The 15,788-nt window shown below is 62.9% G+C and carries 12 protein-coding genes; 4 read left to right on the forward strand and 8 right to left on the reverse strand.

Annotated elements, in window-relative coordinates; all coding sequences use genetic code 11:
• Nucleotides 1-79: 79 nt before the first annotated feature.
• The 6 genes from ACN6NG_RS04325 to ttgA all read right to left on the reverse strand — a co-directional run bounded on the left by ACN6NG_RS04325 (nt 80) and on the right by ttgA (nt 9,243).
• Complete coding sequence (locus ACN6NG_RS04325) at nt 80-604, reverse strand: Mpo1 family 2-hydroxy fatty acid dioxygenase (protein ID WP_174370241.1); 525 nt, start codon at nt 602-604, stop codon at nt 80-82.
• A gap of 176 nt (nt 605-780) precedes the next feature.
• Nucleotides 781-1,704, reverse strand: coding sequence for a LysR family transcriptional regulator (locus ACN6NG_RS04330; protein WP_016498126.1), 924 nt, complete (start codon nt 1,702-1,704; stop codon nt 781-783).
• Between the two features lie 202 nt (nt 1,705-1,906).
• Entirely contained in the window at nt 1,907-3,163 is a 1,257-nt protein-coding gene (locus tag ACN6NG_RS04335) for an OprD family porin (protein ID WP_474313042.1), read from the reverse strand.
• 318 nt (nt 3,164-3,481) lie between these two features.
• Nucleotides 3,482-4,936, reverse strand: coding sequence for an AdeC/AdeK/OprM family multidrug efflux complex outer membrane factor (locus tag ACN6NG_RS04340; protein ID WP_016498128.1), 1,455 nt, complete (start codon nt 4,934-4,936; stop codon nt 3,482-3,484).
• Nucleotides 4,933-8,085 carry a multidrug efflux RND transporter permease subunit TtgB gene (gene ttgB / locus ACN6NG_RS04345; RefSeq protein WP_016498129.1) on the reverse strand — a complete coding sequence of 1,051 codons (3,153 nt, stop codon included), beginning with the start codon at nt 8,083-8,085 and terminating at the stop codon, nt 4,933-4,935. Before ttgB ends, ACN6NG_RS04340 begins: the two co-directional genes overlap by 4 nt.
• 3 nt (nt 8,086-8,088) lie before the next feature.
• Nucleotides 8,089-9,243 carry a toluene efflux RND transporter periplasmic adaptor subunit TtgA gene (ttgA, locus tag ACN6NG_RS04350; RefSeq protein ID WP_061202926.1) on the reverse strand — a complete coding sequence of 385 codons (1,155 nt, stop codon included), beginning with the start codon at nt 9,241-9,243 and terminating at the stop codon, nt 8,089-8,091.
• Between the two features lie 258 nt (nt 9,244-9,501).
• Between ttgA and ttgR the strand changes: the two genes are divergently transcribed.
• The gene (gene ttgR, locus ACN6NG_RS04355; protein WP_016498131.1) at nt 9,502-10,134 is read left to right on the forward strand and encodes an efflux transport transcriptional regulator TtgR; all 633 of its coding nucleotides are present in this window, start codon (nt 9,502-9,504) and stop codon (nt 10,132-10,134) included.
• Between the two features lie 99 nt (nt 10,135-10,233).
• Here the strand turns inward: ttgR and ACN6NG_RS04360 are convergent, their stop codons facing one another.
• A complete protein-coding gene (locus ACN6NG_RS04360; RefSeq protein WP_063422260.1) occupies nt 10,234-11,685 on the reverse strand; it encodes an MDR family MFS transporter in 1,452 nt (483 codons plus the stop codon).
• Nucleotides 11,686-12,047: 362 nt separating this feature from the next.
• Here ACN6NG_RS04360 and ACN6NG_RS04365 point away from each other — a divergent pair, with 362 nt between their 5' ends.
• A complete protein-coding gene (locus tag ACN6NG_RS04365) occupies nt 12,048-12,917 on the forward strand; it encodes an isocitrate lyase/PEP mutase family protein (protein WP_016498133.1) in 870 nt (289 codons plus the stop codon).
• Nucleotides 12,918-13,169: 252 nt separating this feature from the next.
• Here ACN6NG_RS04365 and ACN6NG_RS04370 read toward each other — a convergent pair whose 3' ends face one another.
• Complete coding sequence (locus ACN6NG_RS04370; protein WP_063422259.1) at nt 13,170-14,075, reverse strand: LysR family transcriptional regulator; 906 nt, start codon at nt 14,073-14,075, stop codon at nt 13,170-13,172.
• A 102-nt stretch (nt 14,076-14,177) separates the two neighbouring features.
• On the opposite strand from ACN6NG_RS04370, the gene ACN6NG_RS04375 reads away from it, so the two are divergent.
• Together ACN6NG_RS04375 and ACN6NG_RS04380 are read left to right on the forward strand one after the other, a co-directional pair.
• The gene (locus tag ACN6NG_RS04375; RefSeq protein WP_474313046.1) at nt 14,178-15,053 is read left to right on the forward strand and encodes an MBL fold metallo-hydrolase; all 876 of its coding nucleotides are present in this window, start codon (nt 14,178-14,180) and stop codon (nt 15,051-15,053) included.
• A 28-nt stretch (nt 15,054-15,081) separates the two neighbouring features.
• On the forward strand, nt 15,082-15,696 hold the full coding sequence (locus ACN6NG_RS04380) for an NAD(P)-dependent oxidoreductase (RefSeq protein ID WP_063422258.1): 615 nt from the start codon (nt 15,082-15,084) through the stop codon (nt 15,694-15,696).
• Nucleotides 15,697-15,788: the final 92 nt, after the last annotated feature.

Consider the following 15,788-nt stretch of genomic DNA (forward strand, 5'->3'; position numbering starts at 1 on the left):
CCCACAGGGATTGCACTGCCCTCAGGCCTGATGCAATCCCTGTGGGAGCTGGCTTGCCGGCGATAGGGCCATGGAATGTTTACATGACCGTGTTCTTCTGACGCATGGCTACCGGGCCTGCGTTATTTTCTACGGCCTGTTTCAGGGCCGGGCACAGGCCCAGCATGAATGCGGCTTCTGCCACCACGAACAGCGGCCCGATGATCAGGCCGCTGACATCGTCGACAAATGCAGGTTTGCGGCCTTCGTAGTAATGGCCGACAAACTGGATGATCCAGCCCACCACGAATGCCGCCAGCCCGGCGCTGAGCCACAGCGTTGTTGTCTGTACGGCCAGCACCTGGCCGACCCACAGGCACAGGCCCAGCAACAACCCCATCACCAGCCCGAAGCGCAGGTCCAGGCGCAGGTAGAACCACACCGAAGCCGCCGCTGCCAGCAGGGCAGGGGACAGCCACATGCCAGCTATTTCCCAGCCTGGGCGTGACAGCAGGATGGTGACTGCCAGCACGATAAGCGGGATGCCGACGAAGTGGGTGGCGATGTTGCGTGGGTCGCGGTGGTAGCTGGCGTATTGGCTCAGGTGGTCGACGAGGGTTTTCATTGTTGTGCCTCCCTGGTGTGCCTGATCTAGGTGTATTGCCAGTGCCGGCCCTTTCGCGGGTGAACCCGCTCCCACAGGGTTTTGTGGATCCCTGTAGGAGCGGGTTCACCCGCGAAAGGACCGGCACTGGCAACCCATATAGCTCAGGATAGCCCGCAGCCACCACTATCATCAGCTCAGCGAATGGCAGCAGCCCGCACTGGCGTATCCAGCCCCACCAGCGTCTCGATCATCGCCCGCGCCGCCGGCGACAACCGGTAGCCGCTACGGCTGACCACGCCGCAGCGCACGCTCAGCACCTCCAGCGCCGGCGGCAGGTTGCGCCAGTGCAGGCGCACCAGTGTGCCCGCGGCCAGGTCCTCGGCCACTGCCTCCTCGCTGGCCGTGCCGATGGCGTCGCTGGCCTGCACCACGCTGCGCAGTATCGCCAGGTGCTCGGTCTGCAGGTGCGGGATGAAGTCGCTGCGCCCGCTCAGGTTGGCCAGGCGCTTGCGCACGCCGGGGGCGAGCAGGGCGCTGGCCAGCGGGTAGCTGAACAGGTCGTTGGTCGACAGGCTGTCCTTGGCCAGCAACGGGTGGCCAGGCCGGCAGAAGAACAGGCCGGGCCGTGGCGACAGGGGCTCGGTGTGGAAATTGGGGTCGGCTTCGAACGGTCGGATATCGTCGACGAAAAACTCGATCTGTTCACGGCGCAGGGCCTGCCCCAGGCGTTCGGCATTGTCTACCAGCAGCGAGGTGCGGATGCCCGGGTGGCGTTCGATGAAATGGCGCAAGGCGTCGGGGACCAGGCGCACGGCCAGCGCCGGGCCACTGCCGAAATGCAGCTCGCCGGCGTCGAGCTTGGTCATTTGCAGTACTTCGTTGCTCAGTTGCGCGGCACCCTGCACCAGGCGGCGGGCGTGCTGCAGTACCACCAGGCCCTCGGGGGTTGGCAGCAGGGCTTTGCTGGCGCGGTCCACCAGCGGGCAGCCGAACGTGTGTTCCAGGCCCTGGATGGCGCGGCTGAAGGCGGGTTGTGTGATGCCCATGGCCTCGGCGGCACGGACAAAACTGCGGTATTCGGTGAGGGCGATGAAGTAGCGCAGCTGGCGGAGGTCCATGTCACGGCTCTGGGGCGGGAATCAGGGCCCTATTCAAGCTGTTACAGCTTATGTCGTCCAAGAAGGTTTATGGATTTGATTATTTCTTTTGGTTATTTGTAAGGGCTTCTGACCTCTTCGCGGGTAAACCCGCTCCCACAGGCCCAGCACACACTCTGAAAACGGTGCCAATCCTGTGGGAGCGGGCGTGCCCGCGAAGCATTCAAAGCAGGTTCAGCGGGTAACTCACAATCAACCGGTTCTCATCGAACGCGTTGGTGCTGAAGTCCCGGCGCATGGTGGAGTTGCGCCATTTCACCGACAGGTCCTTCAAGCTCCCCGACTGCACCACATAGGCCAGTTCGGTCTCGCGAGCCCATTCCTTGCCATCATCCACGCTGCCCACGGTGACGTTTTCACCCTTGATGTAGCGGTTCATCAGGGTCAGCCCAGGCACGCCAACGGTAGCGAAGTTGAAGTCATGGCGCACTTGCCAGGAACGCTCCTTGGCATTGTCGAAGCTGGAGTTGTAGCTGTCGTTGGCCAGGGTGCCGCCGCTGGTACCGTTGACCCGCATCCAGGCGTCGTCGCCGCTGACCTTTTGCAAGCCGACGTAGAAGGTGTGGCCCTGGTAACGTGCCGAAAGCATGGCCGAGGCGGTGCGGTTATCCAGCTTGCCGGCGCGCTCTGCGCCGTCTTCCTTGCCGATGAAGTAGCCCAGGTTGGCGCCCAGGGTCCAGTCGCCCAGCGGCTGGCTGTGCGTCAGGTTGAGGTATTGCTGGCGGTAGATGTCCTTGAGCTGGGCATCCCACAGGCCGATCATGGTGCGCTTGTCGTTGAAGGTGTACTCGCCACCGCCGAAGTTGAAACGATCGGAGGTGAACGCGCCTTTGCCGTTCATCGACATGTCTTCCATGCTGGCGTCGTTGCGCGGGCTGTTACCGCGGAACTGCCCGGCGTACAGCGTCAGGCCGGCAATTTCCTTGGAGGTCAGCTGGCCACCGCGGAAGGTTTGCGGCAGCGAGCGGCCATCGTCCGAGCGCAGGATGGGCAGTACCGGCATCCATTCACCGACTTTCAGCTCGGTTTCGGACAACTTGGCTTTCAGTGCCACACCCAGGCGGCCGAAGTCATCGGCCGGGCGGCCGTCGTCATGCACGGGCAGCAGGTGTGTGTTGGTGGTGCCTTTGCCGCCGTCGAGCTTGACCGAGTACAGGCCCAGCACGTCCACCCCGAAACCGACGGTGCCTTGGGTGAAGCCGGAGCGGGCGTCAAGAATGAAGCTTTGCGTCCATTCTTCGGCCTTACCTTGCGGGTTGGCCGGGTCGACGAAATTGCGATTGATATAGAAGTTGCGCAGGTTGAGGCTGGCCTTGGCGTCTTCCATGAAACCACCTTGGTTGGCGGCGAACACGGGGAGGGCGCAGGACATGGCCAACAGGCCGGGCAGCAGCTGGCGTGCGGGTTGCAAAGTGCTCATCTGTCGTGGATCTCTTGTTTTTATGGGGCGAGCCGGTGCACTGCTGGATCAAGCCTGCAGGTGCGGGTCTTTTTTTTGATGAACTTGGGCAACGTTGCGTAAGCGGATGTTGCGGGGTAGTGCGGGGGTGAGGCAATTCGCCGCAAACGGAACGGGGCGATAATCGAACGGAATGTTCCAGTTGGTTAATTGTTTTGCTTTGACAGGCTCTTCGCAGCACAACGCTGCTCCAGCAGGCCGAGCGTTCGGAGCAACAACAGCGCCCGGCAAAACAAAAAGCCCACCGTAGAGGTGGGCTCGATGCTGCTACAAACTCAATCAGCCTTTCGGTGCTTGCACCGATGCCTGCTGGTTGGCCTGCCCGGTCTGCTCATACCAGCCCCCGCCGAGCGCCTTGTACAGGTTGACCTCGCTGGTCAGCTGCGAAAGGCGGTCGGTAATCAGCGACTGCTGGGCGCTGAACAGGTTGCGCTGGGCGTCGAGGAAGGTCAGGTTGCTGTCGATCCCGATGCGGTAACGGCGCTCAGCCAGGCGGTAGTAATCCTGGTTCGCCTGCACCAGGTCGCGCTGGGCCTGCAGCTGCTCTTCGAAGGTTTTGCGCGCCGCCAGGCCATCGGAGACTTCCTGGAAGGCGGTCTGGATGGTTTTTTCGTACTTGGCGACGTTGATGTCCTTCTGGATCTTCGAGTAGTCCAGGCTGGCCTTCAGGCTGCCGGCGTTGAAGATCGGCAGGTTGATCTGCGGCTGGAACAGCCAGGTGCCTTGGCCACCCGCAAACAGGTGACCCATGTCGGGGCTCAGGCTGCCAGCGTTGGCGGTCAGGCTGATGCTCGGGAAGAACGCTGCGCGGGCCGCGCCAATGTTGGCGTTGGCGGCCTTGAGCAGGTGCTCGGCTTCCTGGATGTCCGGGCGACGCTGGAGGATGTCCGACGGCAGGCCGGCCGGCACTTCGGCCAGCTGGTCGGCGTTGAGCTCCAGCGGCTTCGCCAGGTTGGCAGGAACGCCGGTGCCCAGCAGCACGGTCAGGCTGTTGACGTCCTGGGCGACCAGGCGCTGGTACTGCGAGTACTTGACCCGGGCGCCTTCCACGGCGGTGCGCGCCTGGCTGACGTCAAGGGCAGAAGCCACGCCGACTTCATTGCTGCGACGGGTGAGGTTGTAGCTTTGCTCGTAGGTCTTCAGCGTTTCTTCGGTCAGCTTGAACAGGGCCTGGTCGGCCTGCCAGGTGTAGTAGGCGTTGGCCACGCTGGCCACCAGGGCGATTTGCGTGGAGCGACGCGCCTGCTCGCTGGACAGGTAGGTTTCCAGCGCCTGCTCGGTCAGGCTGCGCACACGGCCGAACAGGTCCAGCTCATAAGCGCTGACACCCAAGGTGGCCGAGTACTGGCTGGTGATGCCAGATTCGCCGGTTTGCGACATGTTCGCCGGTACGCGCTGGCGGCTGCCGCTGCCGGTGGCCGAAACCGCCGGGAACAGGTCGGCACGCTGGATGCGGTACTGCGCGCGGTAAGCGTCGAGGTTCAGCGCCGCGACGCGCAGGTCGCGGTTGTTGACCAGCGACGTCTGGATCAGCTGTTGCAGTGCCGGGTCATGGAAGAACTGGCGCCAGCCCTGTTCGGCGGCAGCAACGTCTGCCGATTGCGTCGGCGAGTACGCAGGGCCTTGCGGCCACTGCGCTGCCACCGGCGCTTCCGGGGTTTGGTAGTCAGGGATCAGCGAGCAGCCGCCAAGAATGAAAGCGGTTACCGCCAAGGACAACAAAGACTTGGTCATTGCCCAGCCTCATAACGTGGAGTTTCAGGGGTGGCGTCTTTTTCCGGCTCTTTGCTGCCGAACAGCGACGACACTGCGACGAAGAACAGTGGTACCCAGAAGATAGCCAGCACGGTCGCACTGATCATGCCGCCGATCACACCTGTACCGATGGCGTGCTGGCTGCCGGCGCCGGCGCCGCTGGCGATGGTCAACGGTACCACGCCGAGGATGAACGCCAGCGAGGTCATGATGATCGGGCGCAGACGCATGCGGCACGCCTCGATCGCTGCGTCGTACAGGCTGCGGCCCTGCTCGTGCAGTTCCTTGGCGAACTCGACGATCAGAATGGCGTTTTTCGCCGCCAGGCCGATGGTGGTCAACAGGCCGACCAGGAAGTACGTGTCGTTGGACAGCCCGCGCAGGCTGGTGGCGATCAGTGCACCGATGATACCCAGCGGTACTACCAGCACGACGGCGATCGGGATCGACCAGCTTTCATACAGTGCAGCCAGGCACAGGAACACGAACAGCACAGAGAGGGCGAACAGTGCCGGCATCTGCGAGCCGGAGAGTTTTTCCTCGTAAGACATGCCGGTCCAGGAGAAGCCGATACCGTCCGGCAACTCGCCCGCGATGCGTTCCACCTCGGCCATGGCATCACCGGTGCTGTAGCCCGGGGCCGGAGCACCCAGGATTTCCATCGCCTCGACGCCGTTGTAACGGGACAGCTTGGGCGAACCGTAGGTCCACTCGCCTTTGGCGAACGACGAGAACGGGACCATTTCGCCTGCACCGTTGCGCACGTACCACTTCTGCAGGTCTTCCGGGCTCATCCGCGCGTTTGGTTCGCCCTGGATGTACACCTTCTTGACTCGGCCACGGTCGATGAAGTCGTTGACATAGCTGGCACCCAGTGCAATCGACAGGGTGTTGTTGATGTCGGCAATGGTCACGCCCAGGGCGCTTGCACGTTCGTCATCGATAGTCAGCTGGTACTGCGGCTCATCGTTCAGGCCGTTCGGGCGCACGGCGCTGAGCACCTTGCTTTGTGCGGCCTTTGCCAGGAACTGGTTGCGCGCTTCCATGAGCTTGGCATGGCCGACACCGCCGCGGTCCTGCAGGAACACGTCGAAGCCGGTAGCGTTACCCAGTTCGAGTACCGCAGGCGGCGCGAAGGCGAACACCATCGCGTCGCGGAAGGTGAAGAAGTGCTGCTGGGCACGCTCGGCCAGGGCGAACACACTGTTCTCCTTGGAGCGTTCGCCCCACGGCTTGAGCATGATGAACGCCATGCCCGAGCTCTGGCCGCGGCCGGCGAAGTTGAAGCCGTTGACAGTGAACACCGATGCCACGGTGTCGGCCTCTTCCTTCAACAGGTACTCACGCATCTGGTCAACCACAACCTGCGTACGTTCGGCACTGGAGCCGGCCGGGGTCTGTACCTGGGCAAACAGTACGCCCTGGTCTTCTTCCGGGAGGAAGGCAGTAGGGATGCGGGCGAACAGCCAGATCATGCCGACCACGATCAGCGCGTAGCCGAGCAGGAACGGTACCTTGTTGCGCAGGATAGTGCCCACGCTGCGCTCGTAGCCGTTTACGCTGCGGTCGAAGTTGCGGTTGAACCAGCCAAAGAACCCGCCTTTGGCGGTGTGGTGCTCACCTTTCTTCAGCGGCTTGAGCATGGTGGCGCACAGTGCCGGGGTGAAGATAAGCGCTACCAGCACCGAGAGGCCCATGGCCGACACGATGGTGATGGAGAACTGCCGGTAGATCACACCTGTGGAGCCACCGAAGAACGCCATGGGCAGCAGTACCGCCGACAGTACCAGGGCAATACCCACCAGGGCGCCCTGGATCTGTTCCATCGAACGTTTGGTCGCCTCCTTGGGCGGTAGCCCTTCTTCGGACATGACCCGTTCGACGTTCTCCACCACGACGATGGCGTCGTCCACCAGCAAGCCGATGGCCAGGACCATGGCGAACATGGTCAGGGTGTTGATACTGAAGCCTGCGGCGGCAAGGATGCCGAACGTACCCAGCAACACCACCGGTACGGTCATGGTGGTGATGATGGTGGCGCGGAAGTTCTGCAGGAACAGGTACATCACCAGGAACACCAGGACCACAGCTTCGATCAGGGTGTGGATCACACCGCTGATCGATTCGGTGACCACCGGGGTGGTGTCATACGGGAATACCGCTTTCACGCCAGGCGGGAAGAACGGTTCCAGGCTTTTGATGGTCTCGCGCAGTGCCTTGGCGGTGTCCAGGGCGTTGGCGCCGGTAGCCAGTTTTACGGCCAGGCCGGAAGCCGGCTTGCCGTTGAACTGAGCGCTGACCGCGTAGTTTTCACCGCCCAGGCCCACTTGCGCGACGTCACCCAGTCGTACCTGGGAGCCATCCTTGTTGACCTTGAGCAGGATCTTCTCGAACTGCTCGGCGGTTTGCAGGCGGGTCTTGCCGATGATGGTGGCGTTCAGCTGGGTACCAGGCAGCGCTGGCAGGCCGCCGAGCTGGCCGGACGACACCTGCACGTTCTGCGCGGCCACGGCGGTCTTGACGTCGACCGGGGTCAGCTGGAACTTGTTCAGCTTGGCCGGATCGAGCCAGATACGCATGGCGTACTGCGCACCGAACACCTGGAAGTCACCCACACCGGCAGTACGCGAGATCGGGTCCTGCATGTTGGAGACGATGTAGTTGGCCAGGTCGTCCTTGGTCATGCTGCCGTCTTCGGACACCAGGCCGATCACCAGCAGGAAGTTCTTCACTGCCTTGGTGACGCGGATACCTTGCTGCTGCACTTCCTGCGGCAGCAATGGGGTGGCCAGGTTCAGCTTGTTCTGAACCTGGACCTGGGCGGTGTCGGGGTTGGTGCCCTGTTCGAAGGTGGCAGTAATGGTCATGCTGCCGTCGGAGTTGCTTTCCGACGACACATAACGCAGGTTGTCGATACCGTTGAGCTGCTGCTCGATCACCTGCACCACGGTGTCCTGCACGGTTTGCGCCGAAGCGCCCGGGTAGGTCACGGCGATGGCGATGGCCGGCGGCGCGATGCTGGGGTACTGGTTGATAGGCAGCTTCAGGATCGACAAGGCGCCGACCAGCATGATCACCAAGGCGATCACCCAGGCGAAGATCGGGCGATCGATAAAGAACTTCGACATGGTTTACTCCGCTTTGGCGTCTGCTTTGGCCGCGTTGGCCTGATCAGGGCTGCCCGGCTTCTTGACGTTGGTGGCTTCGCTGACCTTGACCTCGACGCCCGGGCGCACGTACTGCAGCCCTTCGGTGATCAGGCGGTCGCCTGGGTTGAGGCCTTCCTCGATCAGCCAGTCGCTGCCCAGGGTACGGCTGGCCTTGAGCTGGCGCAGTTCGACCTTGTTCTCCTGGTTGACCACCAGGGCGGTTGGTGCGCCTTTGAGGTCGCGCGTCACGCCCTGTTGCGGTGCCAGGATGGCGTTGGCGTTGACCCCGGCCTTCAGCCGCGCATGCACGAACATGCCTGGCAGCAGGGTGTGATCGGGGTTGGGGAACAGGGCGCGCAGGGTGACCGAGCCGGTGGTCTCGTCGACCGCCACTTCGGAGAATTCCAGGCGGCCTTCCTGCTTGAACAGGCTGCCGTCTTCCAGTACCAGCTGAACCGAGGCGGCGTTGTCGCCGGCCTTTTTCAGCTGGCCGCTTTCCAGGTCACGGCGCAGCTTGAGCAGCTCGGCGGTGGACTGGGTAACGTCGACGTAGATCGGGTCGAGCTGCTGGATAGTGGCCATGGCGTCAGCCTGACCGTTGCTCACCAGTGCACCTTCGGTGAACGAAGAACGGCCGATACGGCCGCTGATCGGCGCCAGGACCTTGGTGTAGCGCAGGTCGATCTGTGCGCTTTTCAGCGAAGCCTCGGCCTGCAATCGTTTGGCATTGGCGTCGTCGTATTCCTGTTTGGAAACGGCCTGTTCGTCAATCAGCTGCTTGTAGCGCTCGGCCAGCGAGCGGGTAGCCTGCAGGTTGGCCTGGGCGTTGCCCAGGGTGGCTTCGTACACGGCAGGGTCGATCTGGTACAGCTGCTGGCCTTCCTTCACCTCACTGCCTTCCTTGAACAGGCGCTTGAGGATGATGCCGTTGACCTGCGGGCGCACTTCGGCGACCCGGTAGGCACTGGTACGCCCCGGCAATTCCGAGGTCAGGGTGAAGGCTTGCGGCTGGATGGTCACGACGCCGACCTGAGGAGCCTGCGCCGCTGGCGCTGCTTCTTCTTTCTTACAGCCACTGAGCAGGGTTGCCAGGGCGACGGCGGAAACCAGAGCGGTAACGGCTGGCTTGAATTGCATGAGGATCCTCGGGTCGCTGGAGCAGGGAGACGCTCAAGAGTAATGGAAGAGATCTTGATCTGGAAAAATTGCTATCCGGTGGATAAATAGCTTGCTAAGGAATATACTTACATTCATGGTTGTTTGTAAATACCGCTGGGTTGTACTCAGGTACTGCCACAGCTCTTGATTAGCTCATCCGCGAGGCTCCCTGCAGAGGTGCCCCCGGAGCGTCCCCCGCACGCGCCGCGCGTTCGGGCCAGATGAGGTTGTACTGCCATGGTCCGTCGAACCAAAGAAGAAGCCCAGGAAACCCGCGCCCAGATCATCGAGGCAGCGGAAAAGGCCTTCTACAAGCGCGGGGTTGCGCGAACCACCCTGGCCGACATCGCCGAGCTGGCGGGTGTGACGCGCGGGGCGATCTACTGGCACTTCAACAACAAGGCAGAGTTGGTGCAGGCGCTGCTCGACAGCCTGCACGAAACTCATGACCACTTGGCGCGGGCGAGTGAAAGCGAGGACGAAGTCGACCCGCTTGGCTGCATGCGCAAGTTGCTGCTGCAAGTGTTCAACGAGTTGGTGCTCGATGCCCGAACCCGGCGTATCAATGAAATTCTGCATCACAAGTGCGAGTTCACCGATGACATGTGTGAAATCCGCCAGCAGCGCCAGGGCGCGGTACTGGATTGCCACAAGGGCATTGCCCTGGCGTTGGCCAATGCCGTTCGCCGGGGCCAGTTGCCTGACGCGCTGGATGTCGAGCGCGCAGCGGTGGCGATGTTTGCCTATGTCGATGGCCTGATCGGGCGCTGGCTGTTGCTGCCTGACAGTGTCGATCTGGCGGGCGATGTCGAAAAATGGGTCGACACCGGGCTGGATATGCTGCGCTTGAGCCCGGCCCTGCGCAAATGACACTTTGTTAAGGATTGTGAGGGAGTGTTTCCCGTTTGTATTAAGAGAGGATTAATACTTCCGGGGTGCCCTGAACGAAGCGCAGGAACAGCGCACCCTTCAGCGGCCGCGTAATTGCCGGTCGGGCAGCGCAAATGCCGCAAACACCCCCAGCACCGCAACCAGCGTACTGCCCATCAGCAAATGCCGGAACGTCTCCGTCAACCGGCCCTGCGTCACCAGGTCCACCTCCCCGGCCTTCAGGCTCCCCAGCAATGGATTCCCCAGCATTTCAAACCCGCCCTGGTGCAGCAGCGCCAGCAGCAGGCTGGACATGCAGGCCACGCCCATGGCCCCGCCCAGCGAACGGAACAGGTTGGTGGTGCTGGTGGCCACCCCGATGTCCTTGCTGTCCACCGCGCTTTGCGTGCCCACCAGCGATGTCGGGAACTGCAACCCGCAGGCAATGCCGGTCAGCAGCATGAACACTGCGCTGAGCCACCCAGACTGTGGCGGGGTCAACGCCATGGCAAAAATGGCCACGGGCATCAGCAGTGCTCCGGCGAGGATCTGCGGCTTGTAGCGCCCGGTCCGGCTGGTCATGCGCCCGCCGGTGAAGGCGCCCAGGGGCAGCCCCATCGCCAGTGGCAGCAGGTGCAGGGCGGCGCTGTCGGCACCGGCGCCGGTGATGCCCTGGTAGCGCAACGGCATGAGCATGGTCAGCGAAATCGACTGGAAGCTGGCGAAAAAGATCACGCCCCAGCACAGCACCGCCACCCGGTTGCCGAACAGGCCCAAGGGCAGCAGCGGCTCCGGGCAGCGGCGCTCATGAACGACGAACAGCGCCAGGCCCAGCACGGCGCAGGCGAACAGGGCCACTACGGCCGGGTCAACCCAGGCGTGGCCCTGGCCGACCAGGGTGATGCCCAGTAACAGGCTGCCCAGGCCGAGGATCAGCAGCACGGCGCCGAGGTAGTCCACCTGTGCCTCGCGGCGCTGCGCCGGCATGCCGCACAGGGCCCGGTGGATCGCCCACAAGGCAACCAGCCCCAGCGGCAGATTGATCCAGAACACCCAGCGCCATGACAGGTACTCGGTCAACCATCCCCCCAGCACCGGCCCGGCGACACTCGCCACTGCATACATGCTGCTGAAATAGCCCTGGTAGCGGCCGCGTTCACGCGGGGGCACGAAGTCGCCGATAATTGCCTGGCTGACCGAGACCATGCCGCCCGCGCCAATGCCCTGCAGTACCCGGGCCAGCACCAGTTGCTGCATGTCCTGGGCCAGGGCGCAGGCGATCGAGGCCAGGGTGAACAGGCTGATGCCGGTCAGGATCATCCGCCGCCGCCCGTAGAGGTCACCCAGCTTGCCGTAAATCGGCACGGCCACGGTCATGGCCACCATGTAACCGGAGATGACCCACGCCAGCAGGCCGACATCGTTGAACTGAGCCGAGATCGCGGGCAGCGATACGGCGACGATGGTCTGGTCCAGTGCGCCGAGGAAGATCGCCAGCATCAGGGCGGTCAGCACGTTGCGCAGTGTGGTGGGGGGCAGGGCGGCGGTCACGGGAATACCTTGTTTGTCTGTGGCGGCCTCTTCGCGGGCAAGTCGGATTGTAACCTGAGTTAGGTAGCTTCCTATGTACTATCTGCATCCCCTATGCCGAATCGGCATTGGCGCATTCATCCAGTGCAGCATGGCTGCGTGATATCGTTGGTATGCCACAGGGGCTGAAATCCGGGGCTTGCACCAGCTTGGTGCAACAATATGCCGCAGGTTTTTCAGCCCGCTGTCTCCCACACCTTTTATTCCTCTGCCTGCATGTCGAGCATGACCGCCCAGATGGCGACGGTTGGAACAGGTCAGGTAGACCCGATTACAGGGGTCGGTAGTTACCGTTCAAATTTCAACTTATTTGCGGAGTGATCATGCCCAAGGCTTCCCATCAAGATCTGCGTTTTGCCTTCCGCGAACTGCTCGCTTCAGGTTCCTGTTACCACACGGCATCGGTGTTCGACCCGATGTCGGCACGCATTGCCGCAGACCTGGGCTTCGAGGTCGGCATCCTGGGTGGTTCTGTCGCTTCGTTGCAGGTACTGGCCGCGCCGGACTTCGCCCTGATTACCCTCAGCGAATTCGTCGAGCAGGCCACCCGTATTGGCCGGGTAGCGCAATTGCCCGTGCTGGCTGATGCCGACCACGGCTACGGCAACGCGCTGAACGTGATGCGCACGGTGATCGAACTGGAGCGCGCCGGCGTGGCCGGGCTGACCATCGAGGACACCCTGCTGCCTGCCCAGTTCGGGCGCAAGTCCACCGACCTGATCCCGGTCGAGGAAGGCGTTGGCAAGATTCGTGCGGCGCTGGAGGCTCGGGTAGATTCGTCGTTGTCGATCATCGCCCGCACCAACGCTGGCGTGCTCACCACCGAAGAAATCATCGTGCGCACCCAGAGCTACCAGAAGGCCGGTGCCGATGGCATCTGCATGGTGGGCGTGAAGGACTTCGAGCAGCTCGAGCAGATTGCCGAGCACCTGACGGTGCCGCTGATGCTGGTTACCTATGGCAACCCCAACCTGCATGACGATGAACGTCTGGCGCGCCTGGGTGTGCGTATCGCAGTCGACGGCCATGGCGCCTACTTCGCTGCGATCAAGGCCACTTACGATTGCCTGCGCTTGCAGCGTGGCAAGCAGAACAAGTCGGAAAACCTGAGCGCCACCGAACTCTCGCACACCTACACCCAGCCCGAGGATTACATCCGCTGGGCCAAGGAATACATGAGCGTCGAAGAGTGACCGGCAGGGCGCCGTCAACTCAACGGACGGCGCTCAAGGTTGCAGTGTGAGGCACGCAATGTGCCTGCTCGCAGCTGGCTGCGGCGCTGGGCTGGCTGCGTAGCAGCTCGGCGCGCCAGCAAGCAGAACCATAAAGCCCTGCGACGGCCGTCATGGCCATGACAAGGGCGACTCTTCTGGATTTGATGCCCATGCTACTCACCTCCTGTTACAGCAATAGGTGATACCTTCCAGCTTAGGCCAAATTCCGCGTTACAGATCCCGATCCCACTCCGGCTCGTCCTTGAACCGCTGCACCAGGAAATCCAGCATGCTGCGCAAGGTCGCCGGCATGTGCTTGCGCGACGTATAAACCGCATTCAGGTTCAGGGTACGCGGCTGCGCTTCGGGCAGCAGGCGCACCAGTTTGCCCCTGCGCAGGGCGTCGGCGGTCTGGTAGCTCGGCAGCATGGCGATGCCAGCGCCGGCCAGTGCCGCCTTCTGCAATGTCATTGCTTCGTTGGCGCTGATGTTTCCCGCGACCGGCACGGCTACTGGCTGGCCGGCTACCTCGAAATGCCAAAGGCTATGGCCGAAATAGGCATGGGTCAGGCAGTTGTGCCGGCTCAGGTCCTCGACCCGTTGCGGTACGCCGTGCTCGCTCAGGTAGGCCGGGGACGCGCACACCACCGAGCGGCACACGCTCAGGCGCCGGGCGATCAGGTTGGGGTCCAGCTCGTTGCTGGTGCGGATGGCCAGGTCGATGCGTTCATCCACCAGGTTGACGGTGCGATCAAGCATTTGCAGTTCCACCTTCACCCCAGGATAGCGCCGTACATAGGCAGCCACCGCGTCCACCAGCTGCGCCTGGCCGAACGAGGTGCTGACGCTGATGCGCAGCGCGCCTTTTGGCGCGTCATCCGGCTGCTGCACCGCGGCCTGCAGGTCGCCGGCCAGTTCCAGCAGTTGCCGGCAGCGGGGCAGGGTTTCCTGGCCGGCTGCGGTGAGGCTGAGTTTGCGAGTGGTGCGCTGCATGAGCCGCGCGCCAACCCAGTCCTCCAGCTCTGCCAGGTAACGCGACACCACGGGGCGAGACAGCTGCAGGTGGTCTGCCGCTGCTGACTGGCTGCCCAGGTCGACGACGGTGACGAAAACGCGCATGGCGTTGAGACGGTCCATGATTTGCCCGGTTTTAGAAACAAACTATGTCCAAGCATGGCATTTTTTGTCACGGATCGGGCAACTAAGCTGTTGGGCATCGTTCAACTGAAGGCCTTGCCCATGTCCCTGATCACCCCCCTGCGTGGCCTGCTACTGGCCTGCGTGACCCTGGCCGGCCCGGCGCTGGCTGCCGGACCGTTGCAACTGGACGTCTACAACCCCGGGCACGCGGCCATTTTCCCGGTCAGCTCGGTGATTGTCAGTGGCGAGCACGATGCCGTGCTGGTCGATGCCCAGTTCGGCAAGGCCCAGGCCCAGCAACTGGTGCAGCGCCTGCAGGCTGGCGGCAAACACCTGACCACCATCTACATCAGTCACGGCGACCCGGACTATTACTTTGGCCTGGACACCCTGACCCAGGCCTTCCCCGACGCCAAGGTGCTGGCCTCTGCCGCCACGGTTACACATATCCGCCAGACCATGGATGCCAAGCTGGCGTACTGGGGGCCGCAGATGGGGGCAGACAAACCGGCGCGACTGGTGGTGCCGCAGGTGCTCGAAGGCCAGCGCCTGACACTGGAAGGGCAAGCCCTCGACGTGGTTGGCCTGGACGGCCCGCAGCCAGACCGCAGCTTCGTGTGGATCCCGTCAATCAAGGCGGTGGTGGGTGGCGTGGTGGTGTCCGAGAACATTCATGTGTGGATGGCCGATACTCAATCGGCCAAGTCCCGCGCCGACTGGCTTGGCACCTTGGCGCACATCGAAGCGCTGGGGCCACGCACGGTCATCCCTGGGCACTACCTGGGAGACAGCAGCCGTTCACTGAAAGCTGTGCGTTTCACCGCAGACTACATTCGTGGGTTCGATGCTGAAACCGCCAAGGCGAAAGACGCCAACGCGGTGATAAAGGCCATGAGGCAGCGTTACCCGGGCCTGGCCGATGAAAGCTCGCTGGAGCTCGGGGCCAAGGTCGCCAAGGGCGAGATGAAGTGGTAATTCCGTTCAATTGATGGAGATTATTCCCTTGAGCAAGATCGCAATCATCGGTGCCACTGGCCGCGCTGGTAGCCAGTTGCTGGAAGAAGCCCTGCGCCGTGGCCACAGTGTGCTGGCCATCGCCCGCGACCCTTCGCCACTGCAGGGGCGTGAAGGGGTGACCGTCAAGGCGCTGGATGCCAAGGACAGTGCCGCCCTGCAAGCGGCGGTAACGGGTGTGGACGCCGTGTTGAGCGCAGCGCATTTCTCGACCATCGAGCCGCAGGCGATCATCGAACCGGTCAAGCGGGCCGGGGTCAAGCGCCTGTTGGTGGTGGGGGGTGCGGGCAGCTTGTTGCTGCCGTCGGGGCATCGGGTGATCGACAGCCCGGATTTCCCGGAAGCCTACAAGGCCGAAGCCACTGCCGGGGTGCGTTTTCTGGAGACGTTGCAGCGCGAGCCAAACCTTGATTGGACCTTCCTCTCACCGTCGGCGGAGTTTGTTGAAGGTGAGCGCAGTGGGCGCTACAAAGTGGGCAAGGATCATCTGCTGATCGGTGCGGATGGCAAGAGCTGGATCACCTTCGCCGACTATGCGATTGCCATGCTCGACGAACTGGAAAGGCCGGCGCATTCGCGGCAGCGGTTTACCGTCGGCTACTGAGCTGCCTGCACGGCTCTTTGTGGGAGCGGCCTTGTGTCGCGAAAGGGGCGCAAAGCGCCCCCAGGATTTCCGCGTCGCCGCACAAATTTGGG

Source organism: Pseudomonas sp. TSO6, assembly GCF_056098905.1.

What these genes read in the sequence shown, in the direction of transcription:
- ACN6NG_RS04325 (WP_174370241.1), bottom strand. Translation starts at nt 604, where the DNA reads ATGAAAACCCTCGTCGACCACCTGAGCCAATACGCCAGCTACCACCGC.
- ACN6NG_RS04330 (WP_016498126.1), bottom strand. Translation starts at nt 1,704, where the DNA reads ATGGACCTCCGCCAGCTGCGCTACTTCATCGCCCTCACCGAATACCGC.
- ACN6NG_RS04335 (WP_474313042.1), bottom strand. Translation starts at nt 3,163, where the DNA reads ATGAGCACTTTGCAACCCGCACGCCAGCTGCTGCCCGGCCTGTTGGCC.
- ACN6NG_RS04340 (WP_016498128.1), bottom strand. Translation starts at nt 4,936, where the DNA reads ATGACCAAGTCTTTGTTGTCCTTGGCGGTAACCGCTTTCATTCTTGGC.
- ttgB (WP_016498129.1), bottom strand. Translation starts at nt 8,085, where the DNA reads ATGTCGAAGTTCTTTATCGATCGCCCGATCTTCGCCTGGGTGATCGCC.
- ttgA (WP_061202926.1), bottom strand. Translation starts at nt 9,243, where the DNA reads ATGCAATTCAAGCCAGCCGTTACCGCTCTGGTTTCCGCCGTCGCCCTG.
- ttgR (WP_016498131.1), top strand. Translation starts at nt 9,502, where the DNA reads ATGGTCCGTCGAACCAAAGAAGAAGCCCAGGAAACCCGCGCCCAGATC.
- ACN6NG_RS04365 (WP_016498133.1), top strand. Translation starts at nt 12,048, where the DNA reads ATGCCCAAGGCTTCCCATCAAGATCTGCGTTTTGCCTTCCGCGAACTG.
- ACN6NG_RS04370 (WP_063422259.1), bottom strand. Translation starts at nt 14,075, where the DNA reads ATGGACCGTCTCAACGCCATGCGCGTTTTCGTCACCGTCGTCGACCTG.
- ACN6NG_RS04375 (WP_474313046.1), top strand. Translation starts at nt 14,178, where the DNA reads ATGTCCCTGATCACCCCCCTGCGTGGCCTGCTACTGGCCTGCGTGACC.